Source organism: Paenibacillus sp. GCM10027629, from assembly GCF_042676425.1.
GTDB classification, from domain to species: domain Bacteria; phylum Bacillota; class Bacilli; order Paenibacillales; family Paenibacillaceae; genus Paenibacillus_K; species Paenibacillus_K terrigena.
Genome location: NZ_JBHTGZ010000002.1, coordinates 106504 through 121293 on the forward strand (window position 1 = coordinate 106504; position 14790 = coordinate 121293).

Here is a 14790-nt window from a genome sequence, read left to right on the forward strand (position 1 = left end):
AAAAATACCATGATCAACGTTTAACCGGACTCCGGAATGAATATTCATGCAAGGGAGGGCCACCTGCACCATGATTACGGATTCGCTCCATATTTTCGTCACGGTCATTGAACATCGCAATTTCTCGCGCGCAGCAGAGACTTTAAACTTGTCACAGCCTGGCGTTAGTCTTCATATACGCAATTTAGAACGAGAGCTCGGGGCGAAGCTCCTGCACCGTTCCCCCAAATATGTACGATTAACGGAAGCTGGACAGGTGCTCTATCAACGTGCGAAGGTCATTCTATCCCTCTATGAGGAAGCCAAATCCCAAATTCAATTGATGCATGGCACGGTCACCGGCACACTCAAAATCGGAGCCAGCTTCACCATCGGTGAATATGTCCTTCCAAAGCTGCTCGCAAGCTTCGTGCAGCATCACCCGCAAGTCGATGTACAAGTCACGATTGCAAATACCGAAGGGATCACCCAAGGCATACGTTCCAATACGCTGGATCTTGGACTCGTCGAAGGTGAATTGCAGCAGAACGATCTTGAGATTAGCCATTGGATGGAGGACGAGATGCTCGTGATTGCACCTTCGACTCACCCCTTATCACGTATCCCTCGGATAACGACAGAGCTGCTGCAGGAGCAGACTTGGGTATTCCGTGAACTCGGGTCCGGGACAAGAGCCTATCATGATCGATTCATCGAGCGTCGCGGGGTGCAAGTGAAACGTTCCTTCATCCTAAGCAGTAATCAAGGGGTCAAAGAAGCCGTGCTCTCTGGGCTTGGCCTATCTGTATTATCCAAGCTCGCCATAGAGAAGGAACTACTCAGCGGTGAGCTCGTTGCCTTACCGATTGAAGGAGGAAGGCTCACACGGGCGCTCTCGATTGTACAGCGACGTGAGCCGCAAGATATGCTGGCGCCACTGATGTTCCGTCAACATATTAGTCACCCTATTCAATCCTAATCTATCGCTGTATCCCATAATTCGTTTAAAGGTGGTTACCCATGGAACAACATCATGCATCTTCCATTCAACTCGCGACCTTCGCCGGCGGCTGCTTCTGGTGCATGGTCAAGCCGTTCGACCAATTGCCTGGCATCCTGAAGGTCGTCTCTGGCTATTCCGGCGGCCATACGGAGAATCCGACATACGCTGAAATCAAATCGCAAATGACGGGGCATTATGAAGTCGTACAAATAACGTTCGATAGCACACTATTCAGCTATGCTCAGCTGCTCGAGTTATTCTGGCCGCAGATTGACCCGACCGATGCGGAAGGACAATTCCAAGATCGCGGCCCTTCCTATCGTGCAGCGATCTTCTACCATTCAGAAGAGCAGCGTGAACAGGCTGAAGCCTCCAAGGCTGTCATCGCCGCGAGTGGACGCTTCAACAAGCCGATCGTCACCGAAATCCTGCCTGCGAAGACCTTCTATCCCGCAGAAGAATATCACCAAGATTATTATAAAAAAAGCCCCGACCATTACCGAGAAGATCGCCTTCTCTCCGGTCGAGACCAATTTATTGAACAACACTGGAATTCCAAATCGAACTCCTAATGATTACCTTTACCTATTATCGCTTCAATTCGCCCAAATGCCGGAGCAGTTCCGTTGTGAATTGCTCCAAGTAAGTGCGATCCACCTCACTGAATCGGCTCTCCAACGGGCTGTCGATATCTAACACGCCAATCAATTGATCATCGATCAATAGAGGAATAACAATCTCCGATCTCGAAGCCGCATCACACGCAATATGACCCGGGAACTTATGCACATCTTCGACGACAATCGTTCGCCGTTCTCCCGCAGCCGTCCCGCATACACCGCGTCCGAGCGGAATGCGTACGCAGGCAGGCAGCCCTTGGAATGGGCCAAGCACCAACTGATTCGTTGCTTCCTCGTATAGATAGAACCCTACCCAATTGATTCGATCCATATATTCACTCAGCAATGCCGAAGCATTGGATAGATTCGCGATGGCGCTTGTCTCCCCTTCTAGCAATGCAGCTAGCTGCCTTATTGCCTCCGGGTAATCTTTATCTGGATTTCCACTGATATGACCTTTTTCGAACATCTCTTTCTCCTCCCCTTACACGTATTCCCTGAATAACCTCCTCAGATTAACACATTCCCTAGGCAAATGCATATCTTATTGCAACACGAATTACCAAGGAGGTACCTAGAACCGATGCGTAAGAAGAAACCTGTCACGACCAAATCTCGCAACCAGAACCGTCTCTATCAGGCAGATGAGAGCTTCGCAGGCCAGCTTCAGAAAGTACGTGAGAAGCTGCTCCCTCTCTGTCATCAATACAAGAACCATGCCGTGCATATTGAGACCATTGATGGCAGAACTTTTGAAGGTACGATCGTAGATGTCGACGCTGGGCATCTATACTTACAAACCCAGAGCCAACAACGCGCTTACTATCCTTATCCCTATACACAGCCATACCCTTATCCCTATCCGCGTCCGAACTCAAATGTCATATTACCGCTAGTCTTGTACGAATTACTCGTCATCGCGCTTCTCTAACGAACGCAAAAAAAACAAGAGAAGGTATGGCAATCGCCCTCTCTTCTCTTGTCCTTACGATCAATTAGCTTATAGCACTCTTCATGAATCGAGGGAATCGCAGCGTTGCAAGCGCTAAGCCGACAACCGCAACGAGAAGCATCACCCCGAGATTCGGTAAAATATCCTGAATATGCGCACCATGCACCATCACATTCTGCATCGCCTTCTGCGCCCAATACTGCGGCATGACTTTACCTATATTCTGCAAGAATCCAGGCAGCATATCTGCTGGGAACCACAAGCCCCCGAGCACCGCACCACCCATCGTAATGAGCTGCGTGAACGCCATCCCTTGATTCTCACTTTTTACGATGAGGGAAATCGCAAGTCCAAGCCCCGTACCACAAATCGCAATCGCGAAGACGATCATCGCGATAGCTAGTGCATCTCCAAGATGCAAACCGTACACAAAATACCCGAACCCAAGTAGAATCGTACATTGTACAACCACGACAAGCATATACGGTACCCACATACCGATTAAATAGCTCATATAGCGCATCGGCGTACTATTCAGACGTGAGATCATGCCCGATTCCTTATCCTTCATAAATCGGCGCACCATCGAAGTGATCACGAAGAACGCGAACATCACGGTATACCCTGGGACAACCTGCGTAATCATACTGATCGAACCGCTCGTTACCTCTTGCTTCTCATCGACTTTAATCGGCGGAGTAAGCACTTGCTTCAATTCCGCTTGGCTTTTCCCTGCTGCAGTCAGCGCATTCGCAATTTTCTCTTCCTGATATTTGCCTGCAATATTCTGGAGCACCGCTTCAATCGGGCCGATAATATTGCTGCTCATGCCATCGTGATAGAGCACAATCTGTGCTTGTTGATTCCCAGACTTCAAGCTGTCACCGAAGCCTTTCGGGAACACGATCATCGCCGACAATTTGCCTTCCTTAATCTTATCAATCTGCTGCTCAGTCGTCAGCGTCGTATCATGCGTCAACTGGAATGCCTTCGTATCCCCAATCGTCTTGAGAAATTGCTGTGACGCTTGGCTTTGGTCTTGGTCCACATATTGAACATGCAATGTGGCAGAGCTTGCGTTGCTGAATACCGTTGCGAACAACACGATGAATAGAATGGGCATCCCGAGTAACCAGAAAAATGTACCTTTTTCTTTCATTAACAATTTAATTTCTTTCCGCGCAATCGTCCGTATCATCCTTAACCTCTCCCTTCGTATCCTTAAGCGTCACGCAGCGAAGTACCTGTTAGCTCCAGGAACACGGCCTCGAGCGACGGCCTTACCACCTCAAGCTGCGATGTCCGATAACCTCTCAACTGGCAGAGCTCTGCGGTACGACGGATCGTGTCGAGCACGGCATCCGTTTCAATGCGGAATCCACGGCCTTGCTTCGTTATTTTCTGCGATAGCGGGGTTAAATCCGGCTGGACATCCCCCTCAAGCTCCAGATAAACCGATCTGCCGCCATACTGCGCGAGCAGCTCATTGAGTGCGCCCGCCACAACGACTTTTCCATGATCGATAATCGCGACATCTTCGCATAATGCCTCGACTTCCTCCATATAGTGCGTGGAGTAAATGATCGTCATGCCTTCGGCTTTGAGCGACTGAATCAAATCGAAGATATGGTTCCGTGATTGCGGGTCGATTCCCACCGTCGGCTCATCCAGAATCATGAACTTCGGCTTATGCAGCAGCGCGGCTGCGATATTAATACGCCGCATCATCCCGCCAGAGAAGGTGCTCACGGCATCATTCACCCGATCTGCAAGCCCTACTTGCTCCAGCACTTCTTGAATGCGTTGTTTCAATGCCTTACCCGTCACCCCGTACATCTCACCGAAAAAAAGAAGATTATCATAGGCGCTCAGCTTCTCGTACAACGTAATATTTTGCGGGACATAACCGATGATTTTGCGAACCTCTTGCGACTGTGTTGCCGTGTCATAACCGAGTATATTTACGCTGCCGCGATCTGCCGTTGTGATACAGGAGAGAATCTTCATCGTCGTCGATTTCCCAGCCCCATTGGGTCCGAGCAGCCCAAAACATGTCCCCTTACGTACTTGAAATTGAAGATCTTGCACGGCAAGCTTCCCTGCGTACCCCTTCTGCAAGCCTTTCACTTCGATCGCTATACTCATATTGATTAACCTCCTATATGGTTCGCTGCGTTAATCTATTATTGGATTAATTGCCTATTCATGAGCTTCACGGCAGCCCACAAGAAAACTCCGCCGAGTAGAAAGGACAGCGCTAGGAAAGCTACGAACAGCAGCCCTTCCGCTTCCGTGATCGGCATCTGCATAAACGTAAAGAAAGAATTACCATCATCATTCAATACCACCGCTGGAATCCATGACATCGCGTTCGCTGACAACCCATAAATCACCCAGACGAGCGGTAATAGCGGTCTCCACTGTGTCCCGCGTAGAATCGAACCAAATAGACCAAAGCCAATCATGAATGGAACGAGCGTAAACATGGCGAGATAGGTTTTGGACTCCAGGGTGGTGAATTGGGAGAGTGAATCTACCGATAGATTCCCCTGAACCATCTGGATCAGAATTGTGATGACCCACGTCGCGGCAAAGGCAATAAGCCCGTACTGTATGATTCGTATCAGCGCTGCGACATATTTGGAACGGAGAAGCATCCCTCTTGAATAGGGAAGCGTCAGCCACCACCCGTGCGTTCCTTCTTTAAACTCCCTGCTAACCATCATATAGGCCTGCATAAAAGCAAAATACGGAAATACATAAATGATAAACAACAGCGCTTCCGGCTTGAACGCGATCTGTACATGTAGGAAAGCGTAAGCGCAGATGATCGCGATCGATACAATCGCAGCATAGATCGAAACCCATTTGCGGCACACCCGCGTCGGCTTACGCCGCATCAACTCATGTTTTATTAAATAGCTAAACGCATTGCGATCCATTTATCATTCTCTCCCCTTACTCGTATAGACTTCGGTAAATTGACTCCATCGAACCCCGCTCTGAACGCAGCACCTCGACATCCCCGTGCAGCATGACCTGCCCATCGTTCATGAACAGAGCGTAATCGAACAAGCTCTCCGCCTCTTGGATCTCATGTGTGCTTATGAGCACGGTCTGCTGACTATCACTCATATTGTCGATGAGTGCGCCGATAATGCGCTCGCGTGAGATTAAATCGATACCTGAGAAAGGCTCATCTAAGATTAATAAAGGGACATCGCGACAAAGACATAACGTGAGCATCAGTCTTGCTTCCTGTCCGCGAGACATCCCGTGAACATCCATATCCGAGCGCAGCTTCATAAATTCGAGCATACCTTCAGCTCGGCTGCGATCAAAGCCCGGCAGCAGCGATTCTGCCCAATCCAGCGCATGCTGCACGTTATGATAGTTATACCAGCGCGCACGATCCGGCAAATACGAGATGAGACGATTCGTCTCAAAGCCCGGCTTCGCCCCGAACACCTCGACCTGCCCATGATCGGGCTGCGTCATCCCCGTGATCATTCGGAAGAAGGTCGATTTCCCTGCACCGTTCGCGCCCAGCACACCGATGACACGATTAGCTGGCAATTCGATGGAGAAATCATTCAGCGCCCAGTGGTTACCATAGCGCTTCGTCACATGTTCCGCAGTGATGGCCATTTCCGTCTTCATTCGTCACTCGTCCCCCTCATCCAAAAATCTTTGTATATCGATCCGCGTAAAACCTATGCTGTGCATCTTCTCGAGAAATTCCTTCGTCGCTTCCAGCGCCAAGTTGTTACGGATATCCTGAACAACTTCATTATTCGAGGTAATGAACGTTCCTTGCCCGCGCCGTGTCTCCGTTAATCCATCCCGTTCAAGCTCCTGATACGCACGCATCACCGTATTCGGATTGATCTTCAACGTCTGTGCCAATTCCCGTACTGACGGTATCTTCTCTCCCAACGCAATTCCTCCTCTTGCGATTGAACCTCTTATCTGCTGCAACACCTGTTCATACAACGGTTTGCTTAAATCCAGATCAAACTGTATGCCGCCTGCTTCAACTACACTCAAGTCACTTCCTCCTTCACCCACACATTCATAAGACGAAAGCACGGCGTTTCAACATTCGTTTCTATATCGTATGTAGTGTATTATATCACTTAATACACTCAGTGCAATAGTTCTTTTGTATTTTTTCCCATAAAAAAGAAAAAATCCACCGCCATAGGCGATGGATTACTGTTTATTCATTCGTTATTTCAATACTTTCTCAGCCAGGATGCGCTGTACATCATAGACATTGGAGTCTTTCTTGAACTGCTTGGATACAGTTGGTTCTACAGCGCTGGAGATCCAAATTTTGAGCTCTGCATCCAGATCGAATGTCCCCGCTGTCTCAATGCTGAACCGTGCAATACTCTTGTAAGGAAGGGACATGTACTCCACCTTCTTCCCTGTAACGCCTTGCTTGTCGATTAGAATCAACCGTTTGTCGGTGAATACGAACATATCGCGAATGAGTTTGTAGGCCTTATCCACCGTCTCGCCGGGGAATAAAATCGGCTGCAGCTCCTCTTGTACATCTTTCTCACTGACCGCTGAAGCGTTACCCAATAATCCGTCCAAAAATCCCATTTCAACATCTCCCTTTTATGGTATCCATTTTATAAAATAATTCACACTGACTGTTTACTTGGATGGTGCTTACTTCTCATACGCAGCAAGCGGCAGGGATGGTGCAAAAATTTTAATTTTATCTTCTGGTTAGAAGAATGTTAGAAGTTCGGTGTTTTTACGAAAATGGCGCGGATCCCCAAAACCCCGGAACCCGCGCCATTACTGCGTTTATAGGTATGCTGATGAGAGGACTCGAACCACCGACCTACGCATTACGAGTGCGTTGCTCTACCACCTGAGCTACATCAGCAAGGACGCTGCATGAAGCAGCGGCTACAAGATTATTTTATCAAAAAAAGCAATGATCGTAAACGGCTCCTCCTCGGATGCGGCTCAAAGGTAATCGAATTTTAATCCCACCTATGCTTCAAACCTACGAAGCGAGGTGGGATTTATTGTGTATTCTGTGTCCTACATGTCAATGAACACAACATGAGAATATTCTCATAGAGTTCTCATATTTCTCTTAAAACCACGTGGGCCCTAATCAGTCCGATAGTTAGGTAAATGATGGGGATTTTTTGTATGTTATGTTGGTATCAGGTGATCGAGACGCTTCACCACAACATTTCATTTCGAGGAGGAAATTAACAATGAATCCTACACAAAAGTTCGGTAAGCTGCTTCTAGGCACAAGTCTTAGTCTTTCCTTATTATTCACTGGAGGTATGCTGATCCCCCCTCAAGCTGCACATGCTGCACAAGCTGCACCTGTATCTGCATCTACATCCATCGCGGATAACATCGCTGCTACAGGCAAACAATTCTTGGGGGTTCCCTATAAATTCGGTTCGAAGTCCGGCGTAACAAGTACGTTTGACTGCTCTTCATTCACACAGTATGTCTTCAAACAAAATGGAATTTCCCTTCCGCGTGATTCAAGACAACAATCCCGGGTGGGGACATATGTATCACGCGATCAATTGAAACCAGGGGATCTCGTCTTCTTCTACAACCCTATTCATCATGTGGCTATCTATATCGGAAATGGGCAGCTACTTCATACGTATGGCAAACCTGGCGTGACAATTACCAGCCTAAGCTCATGGGAATCTCGGATCAACACCATCCGTCGCGTACTACCTGACAATGGACAAGCCGTGGATCCAACCAATCCGACAAGTCCTGATCAAGGCACCAACGTCAAACCAACAACGAAACCGGATCCTACAAATCAGTCTCCGTCCCATCCGTATAAAAAGACGAAGCACAGACACGAGCACCGGAACTACAATCACCAAAACGAGAATGATTAAATTGGCATCGTGGTAAATGCCAATACTCGAAGGGAGCCGTTCGCGGCTCCTTTTGCACGGGTATGCTAGTGAATACCTTCCTCCTTAACATTGGCTGCATAGACAGGCAATGCAACCCGAAAAGTACTTCCCCTCCCCAGTGTGCTGGTCACAGTGATCTTGCCCCCATGTTTCTGCACCAACTCTTTGGCAATGGATAACCCCAATCCCGTCCCTCCCGTTTCTCTCGAGCGCGCTTTATCCACCCGATAGAACCGGTCAAAAATTTTGTCCTGATCCCCTTCTGGAATGCCGATCCCTGAATCCGCTACGGCGAAGAACACTTCCTCTTTCCTTTTGCCGACGCGAATTTCTATGGATCCTCCTGCAGGCGTGTAGCGTATAGCATTCTCAAAGAGAATGATCGCCACCTGCCGAAGCTGCTCCTCATCTCCCAGTACATATACATATGGATCTAATGTTTCCTTCAGGGATATGTTCATATCTTGACGCCATAATTGCCGGATTGCGCCTTGAACCGTTCTGCCTAAATTCACTTTATCTTGTTTCATTGTAATATTGCCGGTACGCGCTAACGTTAATAATTGATTGATCAGACGCTGCATGCGTTTACTTTCTTGATCGAGCGCTTGAATGGATTGTTCCAAGACCTGTGGATTTTGTTTGCCCCAGCGCTGAATCAGCTGTACATTACCTCGAAAAGCCGTAAGCGGGGTTCGCAGCTCATGAGAAGCGTTCGAGACGAAGCTTTTCTCCCGTTCGAATTGATCTTCGAGTCGATCTAACAAATAATTGATCGTCTTCGCTAAGTCTGAGAGTTCCTTCGGGGTATGCGGGACAGGAATACGCAGCTTCATATCCGTGACGTCGCTCATTCCTCGCATGGCATGCATAATTGCAAATAAAGGACGCATGTTTCTCCGTGTAAGATGATAAATTAACAAGGATCCGATGATCATACTGAAAATTCCCGTGATACTTAAGACTCTAACAATAACCCCTAGTAAATGCACAATATTGTTCATCTGCACCCGGATATGAATCGTCATCGCATGTCCATTACTGTGATGGACGATATTGTCGTAGAAAAACAAGCCCTGCGTCGCATCCCATTGGAGGGGGCCAATCCAAGTTAATTCGACCGTTTCTATACCATGACCATCCGTAGTCACTTCCCACCCCCGAGAATGTGCTACCGTAACCCCTTTGGAATTTTTGATCTCCACATTGTAATTCGCGTGGTCCGGATAGAGAACCTCATCCAGCATCTCTTGCCAATCGTCGACCGTTTCCTCGATACCATTCGTTATTTTTTGTTCGACAGCCATCAGTTCATTCTTCGTATCCTGGACCAGAAAATAACTTACAGCTCCCATAATGCATAGACCGATAAATAGAATAATCGCCAGAAGGCTCATCACATACCAAGCAGTAAAGCGAAACATTAACGTATTAACTGCTTCTTTCATCTGCTTCATCATCTGTCATCCTTAGCCAGGACGTATGACATATCCAACACCTCGAATGGTATGAATTAATTTGGGGATATGCTTGCGATCGACTTTATTGCGAAGATATCGAATATAGACATCCACAACATTGGTCTCCCCCGCAAAATCGTAACCCCATACCGCTGACAATAAGCGTTCTCGGCTGATAACCTCACCTTGATGCTGCATTAAGAAATGAAGCAGCTCGAACTCCCGCTGCGTGAGCTCGATTCGTTCTTCTGCTCTCGTAACCTGACGTTTTCGAATATCGATGACCAAATCTTCCACTTGAAGCACATCCGTAGAGGATCGATTCATTTCTCGATGATTACGCCGTATGTTGGTGCGTACTCTCGCGAGTAACTCCTCGATTTCAAAAGGCTTGGTTATGTAGTCATCTGCCCCTGTATCTAATCCGGCAATTTTATCTCCGATGTAATCTCTTGCTGTTAGTAAAATGATCGGAACTTCACTCGTTCTGCGAATCCTGCGGCAGACCTCGAGCCCATCCAGCTTCGGAAGCATCCAATCCAAGAGAATCAAGCTCCAGTCCGTCTGATGAAACAACGCAAGCGCCTGCTCTCCGTCTGCAGCAACCGTTACCTCATATCCCTCGTGCCGAAGTTCCAACTGAATAAACTGCGCGACATTCGGTTCATCTTCGACGAGTAAAATTTTCGCTGGCGACATCGTTTCACCCCATTGCGTAGATAACTATAGTCTAACCTCAGCTTCAGTAAACATGCAGCAGACAAAGGAGAGTGAGATAAGAAGACTCCAATAAACCCTCTCATGCAATCTTTCAACACAAAAAGCTCCCCCCTTAGGGAGAGCTTTTTGTGGATTTATCGATATTAGCTCTTTGGCTCGGATTTGCTTGCGTAACGCTTATCCCACTCAGCAAGAATGCCGTCACGATCTACAGCAGCTTTGATCAGGTCGTTCTTGATCAATTGCTTGAGCGGATCTTGCGCATAGCCTTCAGGAATGGATGCCCCTTCTTGCTTGATACTCAGAATCGCATAGTTCTTGTTGTACTCTTTCATTGGCGCATCGCTGATCGCCCAGTCCAGGAATGCTTGGGCTTCTGGCTTGATGTTGTCCTTCTTCACAAGCGCATTGGCTTCTAGATCCCAGCCAGAACCTTCAGACGGGAATACGACTTCAACTGGAGCACCTTTTTGCTTCTCTTGAATACCACGGTATCCGAAGGACAATCCGATGACAGCTTCACCTGTTCCTGCCATTTTCGCTGGCTTCGAACCGGAATGTACATACATCAACATGTTGTCATTCAATTTATCCATGTATTTCCACGCTTCATCTGGACCCATCAATTGCAAGAACGCATTCACTGTCAAATATCCTGTACCGGACGAAGAAGGATTCGGCATGACGATGAGCCCTTTATATTCTGGTTTGATCAAGTCCGCGTATGATTTCGGAACCGGTAGTTTACGCTTCTCTAGCTCAGCTGTATTCGCAATAATCGCCGTTTCCCATGCATCGATCCCTACCCATTTGGTCGGGTTCGCTGTATCCTTGAACTCTGGTGCTACACGCTCTACGCCTTTTGGTGAATAGCCTTCTAGCATTCCCTTCTGATCGAGCACGAGTAAGCTCGTTGCAGCTAGGCCCCAGATCACGTCCGCTTGCGGATTATCTTTCTCGGCGACCAACTTCGAAGTAATAACGCCCGTTGAGTCACGTACGATGTTCAGCTTCACATTCGGATACTGCTCCTTGTATGATGCCAAATAGGCTTGAATTTGATCATCTTCCATGGCTGTGTAGATGGTTAATTCACCAGAATCAGCTGCTTTTGTCTCTGCTGGTTTATCTCCCTCTGCAGCTACCTCCGTCGTCGAACCGCCACCTTGGGCACATCCTGACAATAATCCGATACAGAGCATGAGCGTCATGGCCCATTTGAACGAGTTTTTCATGATTCGATATCCCCTTTTCTATGTTCCCATAATGAATGTCGGCATTTGCTTCTTGCTTACATATTCAATATAAAGGGTAATGATCAAGACAAGATCAACGTCATTTTAAGGTTTTATAAATATTCGCCAGCATAGGCTGCAAGACGTTCCACGCTATGCATTCCTGGGTTCTTGCTACCAATGGTGAACTTATCGGTCTCACCGTAGAAGCCATGAAAGTCACTGCCCCCCGTCGGGATCAAGCCATAACGCTCTGCAATCTCCATCGCCTTCTTCTCTTCGGCCTCACCATGTGTCGGGTGCCGCACTTCGATGCCGGCAAGCCCAGCATCAAGGAGTGCAGGGAGCATATCCCAGCTGTCATACTGATGCGGATGGGCAAGAACTGGAACGCCGCCTGCTTCACGAATCGCATGAACGGCATCGCGGGCATCGAGATACACTAGCGGAATATAGGCTGCGCCTGGCGCCGTCCCCTGCCCACCACGAGCAAATAATGTACGGTACAGCTCGCCATAAATCGAAGTCGTATACCCCTGATCGATCAGCGCATGCATAATATGCTGCTTGTAGACCCCTGTACCGCCCTCTGCATAACGCTCGACTTGCTCCCACGTGATGCCGTATCCCGCTTCAATCAATTGCTCCACCATCTTGCGAGATGCGTTCTGACGCCGTGCAATTAAGGGATCGCACAACGCTGAGATCGCCGCATGTCCCGGCTTCACATGGAAGCCTAGAATATGCACACGGCGGCTTCGTTCGAAGTCATACCCGGATATTTCGATACCCGGAATAATCTGAACACCCTGTTCCTGCCCAACGCGTTGCGCATGCGCAAGACCCACCGTCGTATCATGATCATTAATGGATAACACTTCTACCCCATTCTTGCGCGCAAGCCCGATCACTTCCTCGATCGTCATGGAGTTATCCGAGATTTTCGTATGACAATGCAAATCGATCATCAGTCACAGCCTCCCATGCATAATTCGCTTCATGAACCAGGGTACCGCCCACCCATGTCTTACGCACAACAGGATATCCGCCGGCTTCCTCTACGAGCAGCAAATCTGCCGTGCGACCCACTGCGATTGAACCGTAGGAATCCTCTATTCCAAGTGACTGTGCCGGGTAATAGGTCACCATCTTCACAGCCTCTGCTAGATTGCCAGTCGTCTCTGCAATCTTGAATACTGACGGAAGCAGCGCAGCCGGGAAATAATCGGAGCACAGGATATGCGCAGCCCCTGCTTCAACCGCATCCATTGCCTTCATGTTGTTATTGTGGGAACCTCCGCGAACGATGTTCGGCGAGCCGATACTGACGTACATGCCTTGTTCCGCCGCATATTTCGCAGCCTCCAGCTTCACGGGGAACTCACTGATGACAGCCCCGAGACGATGCATGTAATCCACCTTCGCGGTCGTATCGTCATCATGCGAAGCCATCTGGACCCCTTGCGAAATGGCGTAGTCAGCCAGGTTCTGAAGCGCATCCCAATCTACATTCTGCTTGAACTCTACCAATTGATTCAAGAAAGCTTCTGCCTCATCTTCTGTAATCTGCTCATAGGCTGCAAGATATTTGCGGTAGGATTCCCAATTCCCGTATTGACCTTGCCCTGGGGTATGATCCATCAGGGACAAGAAATCAATCTGTTGCTCCGAGATCAGATCATGGACTTGCTGAATTCCCGCGACATTCGTGATCTCATACCGATAATGAATCCGATGCCTGATCATCGAAGAGGCATGGCGTTTACGACCTACATAACGAATAATACGGGCAACCATCTCATCATTGCGTACCGTCGTGCCATCAGAAGAGCAGATCGAATGGAATAGTGTCGTAATCCCGTAGCCCGCCATTTTCTTCTCCAAGCTCGCCATGGCGAGCTCCAGCGGGAAAATACTGCTCGGACGCGGTGAAATCTCCTTCTCAATCGAATCACAGTGCAGCTCAATCATGCCCGGCATGACGTACATCCCTTGCGCATCAACGATGACGCATGACTCCCCCGCCACAGCAGCAGGGGGCTCGAACGCTTCCGACGCATCTGCACGAATCACTTCCTTAATCAAGCCGTCTTGAATGACAAGGTGTCCCTTCACAATGTCATCTGGCAGTATCATTTGTGCATTCGTTATGATCGTTGTCAACATTCCGCACCTACACCTCCGACGAGCAGTCCGCCCACCATATTGAATTCCTTATCCACGACCGATTCCATAAAATCCAAATCATGAAAAATCCCGATCATACTCGTACCCATTCCCTTAAGCTCCATAATCTTATCGCGAACAAAAGCCTTCGAGACGTGATCAAGCGATGCCGTCGGTTCGTCAAGAAGTAAGAAACGCGGACGCTTCACCATCGCGCGGGCGAGATTGAGGCGCAGCTTCTCTCCACCGCTGAACGTATTCGGGTAAGCATGCCAGAGCGATTCCCTAAGCTCAAAATGTCTGAGCATCTCTGCCGCTTCGTCCACCGCTTCATCCTGCGACTTCCCATTCATCACCAGCACCTCAATAACCGCTTCGAATGCGGTCACTCGTGGCAAGAGTTTTAGAAATTGCGAGACGTAGCCGATCTCTTGATGCCTAATATCAAGAACCTGCCGCTCAGTCGCTTTCGCCAGATCCACCAAGCCATACGACAACGAGTTGTACCAGATCTCGCCTTGCGTCGGGATATACGTACGATAAATGCACTTCAGAATAGTCGATTTCCCGGCTCCGCTCTTCCCTGTAATCCCAATAAATTCACCGGACCTTAACGTCATGTTAATATCGCTGCAGCCGGCAATTTGTTTCTTATCGAATTCGTGCAGTGTAAATGATTTATATAAATTGCGAATCTCGAGCAAGTTGTCCATGGGGTTCGCCTC

16 protein-coding genes, 1 tRNA gene and 1 pseudogene are annotated in these 14790 nt (G+C 48.5%); 4 read left to right on the forward strand and 14 right to left on the reverse strand.

The window, feature by feature from the left end; translation table 11 throughout:
- Positions 1–70: 70 nt before the first annotated feature.
- Positions 71–958: a LysR family transcriptional regulator gene (locus tag ACFQZR_RS00775; RefSeq protein ID WP_379341915.1), complete on the forward strand. Its 888-nt coding sequence runs from the start codon at positions 71–73 to the stop codon at positions 956–958.
- Between the two features lie 41 nt (positions 959–999).
- Positions 1000–1554 (forward strand): peptide-methionine (S)-S-oxide reductase MsrA, encoded by a 555-nt coding sequence (gene msrA, locus ACFQZR_RS00780; RefSeq protein WP_379341917.1) that lies wholly within the window; start codon positions 1000–1002, stop codon positions 1552–1554.
- A 16-nt stretch (positions 1555–1570) separates the two neighbouring features.
- Here the strand turns inward: msrA and ACFQZR_RS00785 are convergent, their stop codons facing one another.
- Entirely contained in the window at positions 1571–2071 is a 501-nt protein-coding gene (locus tag ACFQZR_RS00785; protein ID WP_018758754.1) for a GAF domain-containing protein, read from the reverse strand.
- A gap of 114 nt (positions 2072–2185) precedes the next feature.
- Between ACFQZR_RS00785 and ACFQZR_RS00790 the strand changes: the two genes are divergently transcribed.
- Entirely contained in the window at positions 2186–2533 is a 348-nt protein-coding gene (locus ACFQZR_RS00790; protein WP_379341919.1) for an acetyl-CoA acetyltransferase, read from the forward strand.
- A gap of 64 nt (positions 2534–2597) precedes the next feature.
- Here ACFQZR_RS00790 and ACFQZR_RS00795 read toward each other — a convergent pair whose 3' ends face one another.
- The 7 genes from ACFQZR_RS00795 to ACFQZR_RS00825 form a co-directional block, all read right to left on the reverse strand.
- Positions 2598–3752 (reverse strand): ABC transporter permease, encoded by a 1155-nt coding sequence (locus ACFQZR_RS00795; RefSeq protein ID WP_379341921.1) that lies wholly within the window; start codon positions 3750–3752, stop codon positions 2598–2600.
- Between the two features lie 23 nt (positions 3753–3775).
- Positions 3776–4699: an ABC transporter ATP-binding protein gene (locus tag ACFQZR_RS00800; protein ID WP_379341923.1), complete on the reverse strand. Its 924-nt coding sequence runs from the start codon at positions 4697–4699 to the stop codon at positions 3776–3778.
- Between the two features lie 38 nt (positions 4700–4737).
- Positions 4738–5496: an ABC-2 transporter permease gene (locus tag ACFQZR_RS00805; RefSeq protein WP_379341925.1), complete on the reverse strand. Its 759-nt coding sequence runs from the start codon at positions 5494–5496 to the stop codon at positions 4738–4740.
- Between the two features lie 16 nt (positions 5497–5512).
- Positions 5513–6214 (reverse strand): ABC transporter ATP-binding protein, encoded by a 702-nt coding sequence (locus ACFQZR_RS00810; RefSeq protein ID WP_379341927.1) that lies wholly within the window; start codon positions 6212–6214, stop codon positions 5513–5515.
- A 3-nt stretch (positions 6215–6217) separates the two neighbouring features.
- Positions 6218–6601, reverse strand: a complete 384-nt coding sequence (locus ACFQZR_RS00815) for a GntR family transcriptional regulator (RefSeq protein WP_314586403.1) — start codon at positions 6599–6601, stop codon at positions 6218–6220.
- 183 nt (positions 6602–6784) lie between these two features.
- Entirely contained in the window at positions 6785–7165 is a 381-nt protein-coding gene (locus ACFQZR_RS00820) for a PH domain-containing protein (RefSeq protein ID WP_314586405.1), read from the reverse strand.
- A 219-nt stretch (positions 7166–7384) separates the two neighbouring features.
- Positions 7385–7457: transfer RNA gene (locus ACFQZR_RS00825), tRNA-Thr, on the reverse strand.
- 343 nt (positions 7458–7800) lie between these two features.
- Here ACFQZR_RS00825 and ACFQZR_RS00830 point away from each other — a divergent pair.
- Positions 7801–8289: pseudogene (locus ACFQZR_RS00830) on the forward strand (C40 family peptidase); the annotation flags it as partial.
- A gap of 239 nt (positions 8290–8528) precedes the next feature.
- On the opposite strand, the gene ACFQZR_RS00835 reads toward ACFQZR_RS00830, so the two are convergent.
- From ACFQZR_RS00835 to ACFQZR_RS00860, 6 genes are all read right to left on the reverse strand, one after another.
- Positions 8529–9944, reverse strand: a complete 1416-nt coding sequence (locus ACFQZR_RS00835; RefSeq protein ID WP_379341930.1) for a sensor histidine kinase — start codon at positions 9942–9944, stop codon at positions 8529–8531.
- 9 nt (positions 9945–9953) lie between these two features.
- Positions 9954–10643, reverse strand: coding sequence for a response regulator transcription factor (locus ACFQZR_RS00840; RefSeq protein ID WP_379341932.1), 690 nt, complete (start codon positions 10641–10643; stop codon positions 9954–9956).
- Positions 10644–10807: 164 nt separating this feature from the next.
- Positions 10808–11899: a putative 2-aminoethylphosphonate ABC transporter substrate-binding protein gene (locus ACFQZR_RS00845; RefSeq protein WP_379341934.1), complete on the reverse strand. Its 1092-nt coding sequence runs from the start codon at positions 11897–11899 to the stop codon at positions 10808–10810.
- A gap of 113 nt (positions 11900–12012) precedes the next feature.
- The gene (locus ACFQZR_RS00850) at positions 12013–12867 is read right to left on the reverse strand and encodes a PHP domain-containing protein (protein WP_379341936.1); all 855 of its coding nucleotides are present in this window, start codon (positions 12865–12867) and stop codon (positions 12013–12015) included.
- A complete protein-coding gene (gene phnM, locus ACFQZR_RS00855) occupies positions 12830–14065 on the reverse strand; it encodes a phosphonate metabolism protein PhnM (RefSeq protein WP_379341938.1) in 1236 nt (411 codons plus the stop codon). Before phnM ends, ACFQZR_RS00850 begins: the two co-directional genes overlap by 38 nt.
- Positions 14059–14778, reverse strand: coding sequence for a phosphonate C-P lyase system protein PhnL (locus tag ACFQZR_RS00860; protein WP_314586414.1), 720 nt, complete (start codon positions 14776–14778; stop codon positions 14059–14061). Before ACFQZR_RS00860 ends, phnM begins: the two co-directional genes overlap by 7 nt.
- Positions 14779–14790: the final 12 nt, after the last annotated feature.

What these genes read in the sequence shown, in the direction of transcription:
- ACFQZR_RS00795 (WP_379341921.1), bottom strand. Translation starts at nt 3,752, where the DNA reads ATGATACGGACGATTGCGCGGAAAGAAATTAAATTGTTAATGAAAGAA.
- ACFQZR_RS00840 (WP_379341932.1), bottom strand. Translation starts at nt 10,643, where the DNA reads ATGTCGCCAGCGAAAATTTTACTCGTCGAAGATGAACCGAATGTCGCG.
- phnM (WP_379341938.1), bottom strand. Translation starts at nt 14,065, where the DNA reads ATGTTGACAACGATCATAACGAATGCACAAATGATACTGCCAGATGAC.
- ACFQZR_RS00790 (WP_379341919.1), top strand. Translation starts at nt 2,186, where the DNA reads ATGCGTAAGAAGAAACCTGTCACGACCAAATCTCGCAACCAGAACCGT.
- msrA (WP_379341917.1), top strand. Translation starts at nt 1,000, where the DNA reads ATGGAACAACATCATGCATCTTCCATTCAACTCGCGACCTTCGCCGGC.
- ACFQZR_RS00845 (WP_379341934.1), bottom strand. Translation starts at nt 11,899, where the DNA reads ATGAAAAACTCGTTCAAATGGGCCATGACGCTCATGCTCTGTATCGGA.
- ACFQZR_RS00785 (WP_018758754.1), bottom strand. Translation starts at nt 2,071, where the DNA reads ATGTTCGAAAAAGGTCATATCAGTGGAAATCCAGATAAAGATTACCCG.
- ACFQZR_RS00800 (WP_379341923.1), bottom strand. Translation starts at nt 4,699, where the DNA reads ATGAGTATAGCGATCGAAGTGAAAGGCTTGCAGAAGGGGTACGCAGGG.
- ACFQZR_RS00835 (WP_379341930.1), bottom strand. Translation starts at nt 9,944, where the DNA reads ATGATGAAGCAGATGAAAGAAGCAGTTAATACGTTAATGTTTCGCTTT.
- ACFQZR_RS00860 (WP_314586414.1), bottom strand. Translation starts at nt 14,778, where the DNA reads ATGGACAACTTGCTCGAGATTCGCAATTTATATAAATCATTTACACTG.
- ACFQZR_RS00805 (WP_379341925.1), bottom strand. Translation starts at nt 5,496, where the DNA reads ATGGATCGCAATGCGTTTAGCTATTTAATAAAACATGAGTTGATGCGG.
- ACFQZR_RS00810 (WP_379341927.1), bottom strand. Translation starts at nt 6,214, where the DNA reads ATGAAGACGGAAATGGCCATCACTGCGGAACATGTGACGAAGCGCTAT.
- ACFQZR_RS00775 (WP_379341915.1), top strand. Translation starts at nt 71, where the DNA reads ATGATTACGGATTCGCTCCATATTTTCGTCACGGTCATTGAACATCGC.
- ACFQZR_RS00820 (WP_314586405.1), bottom strand. Translation starts at nt 7,165, where the DNA reads ATGGGATTTTTGGACGGATTATTGGGTAACGCTTCAGCGGTCAGTGAG.
- ACFQZR_RS00850 (WP_379341936.1), bottom strand. Translation starts at nt 12,867, where the DNA reads ATGATCGATTTGCATTGTCATACGAAAATCTCGGATAACTCCATGACG.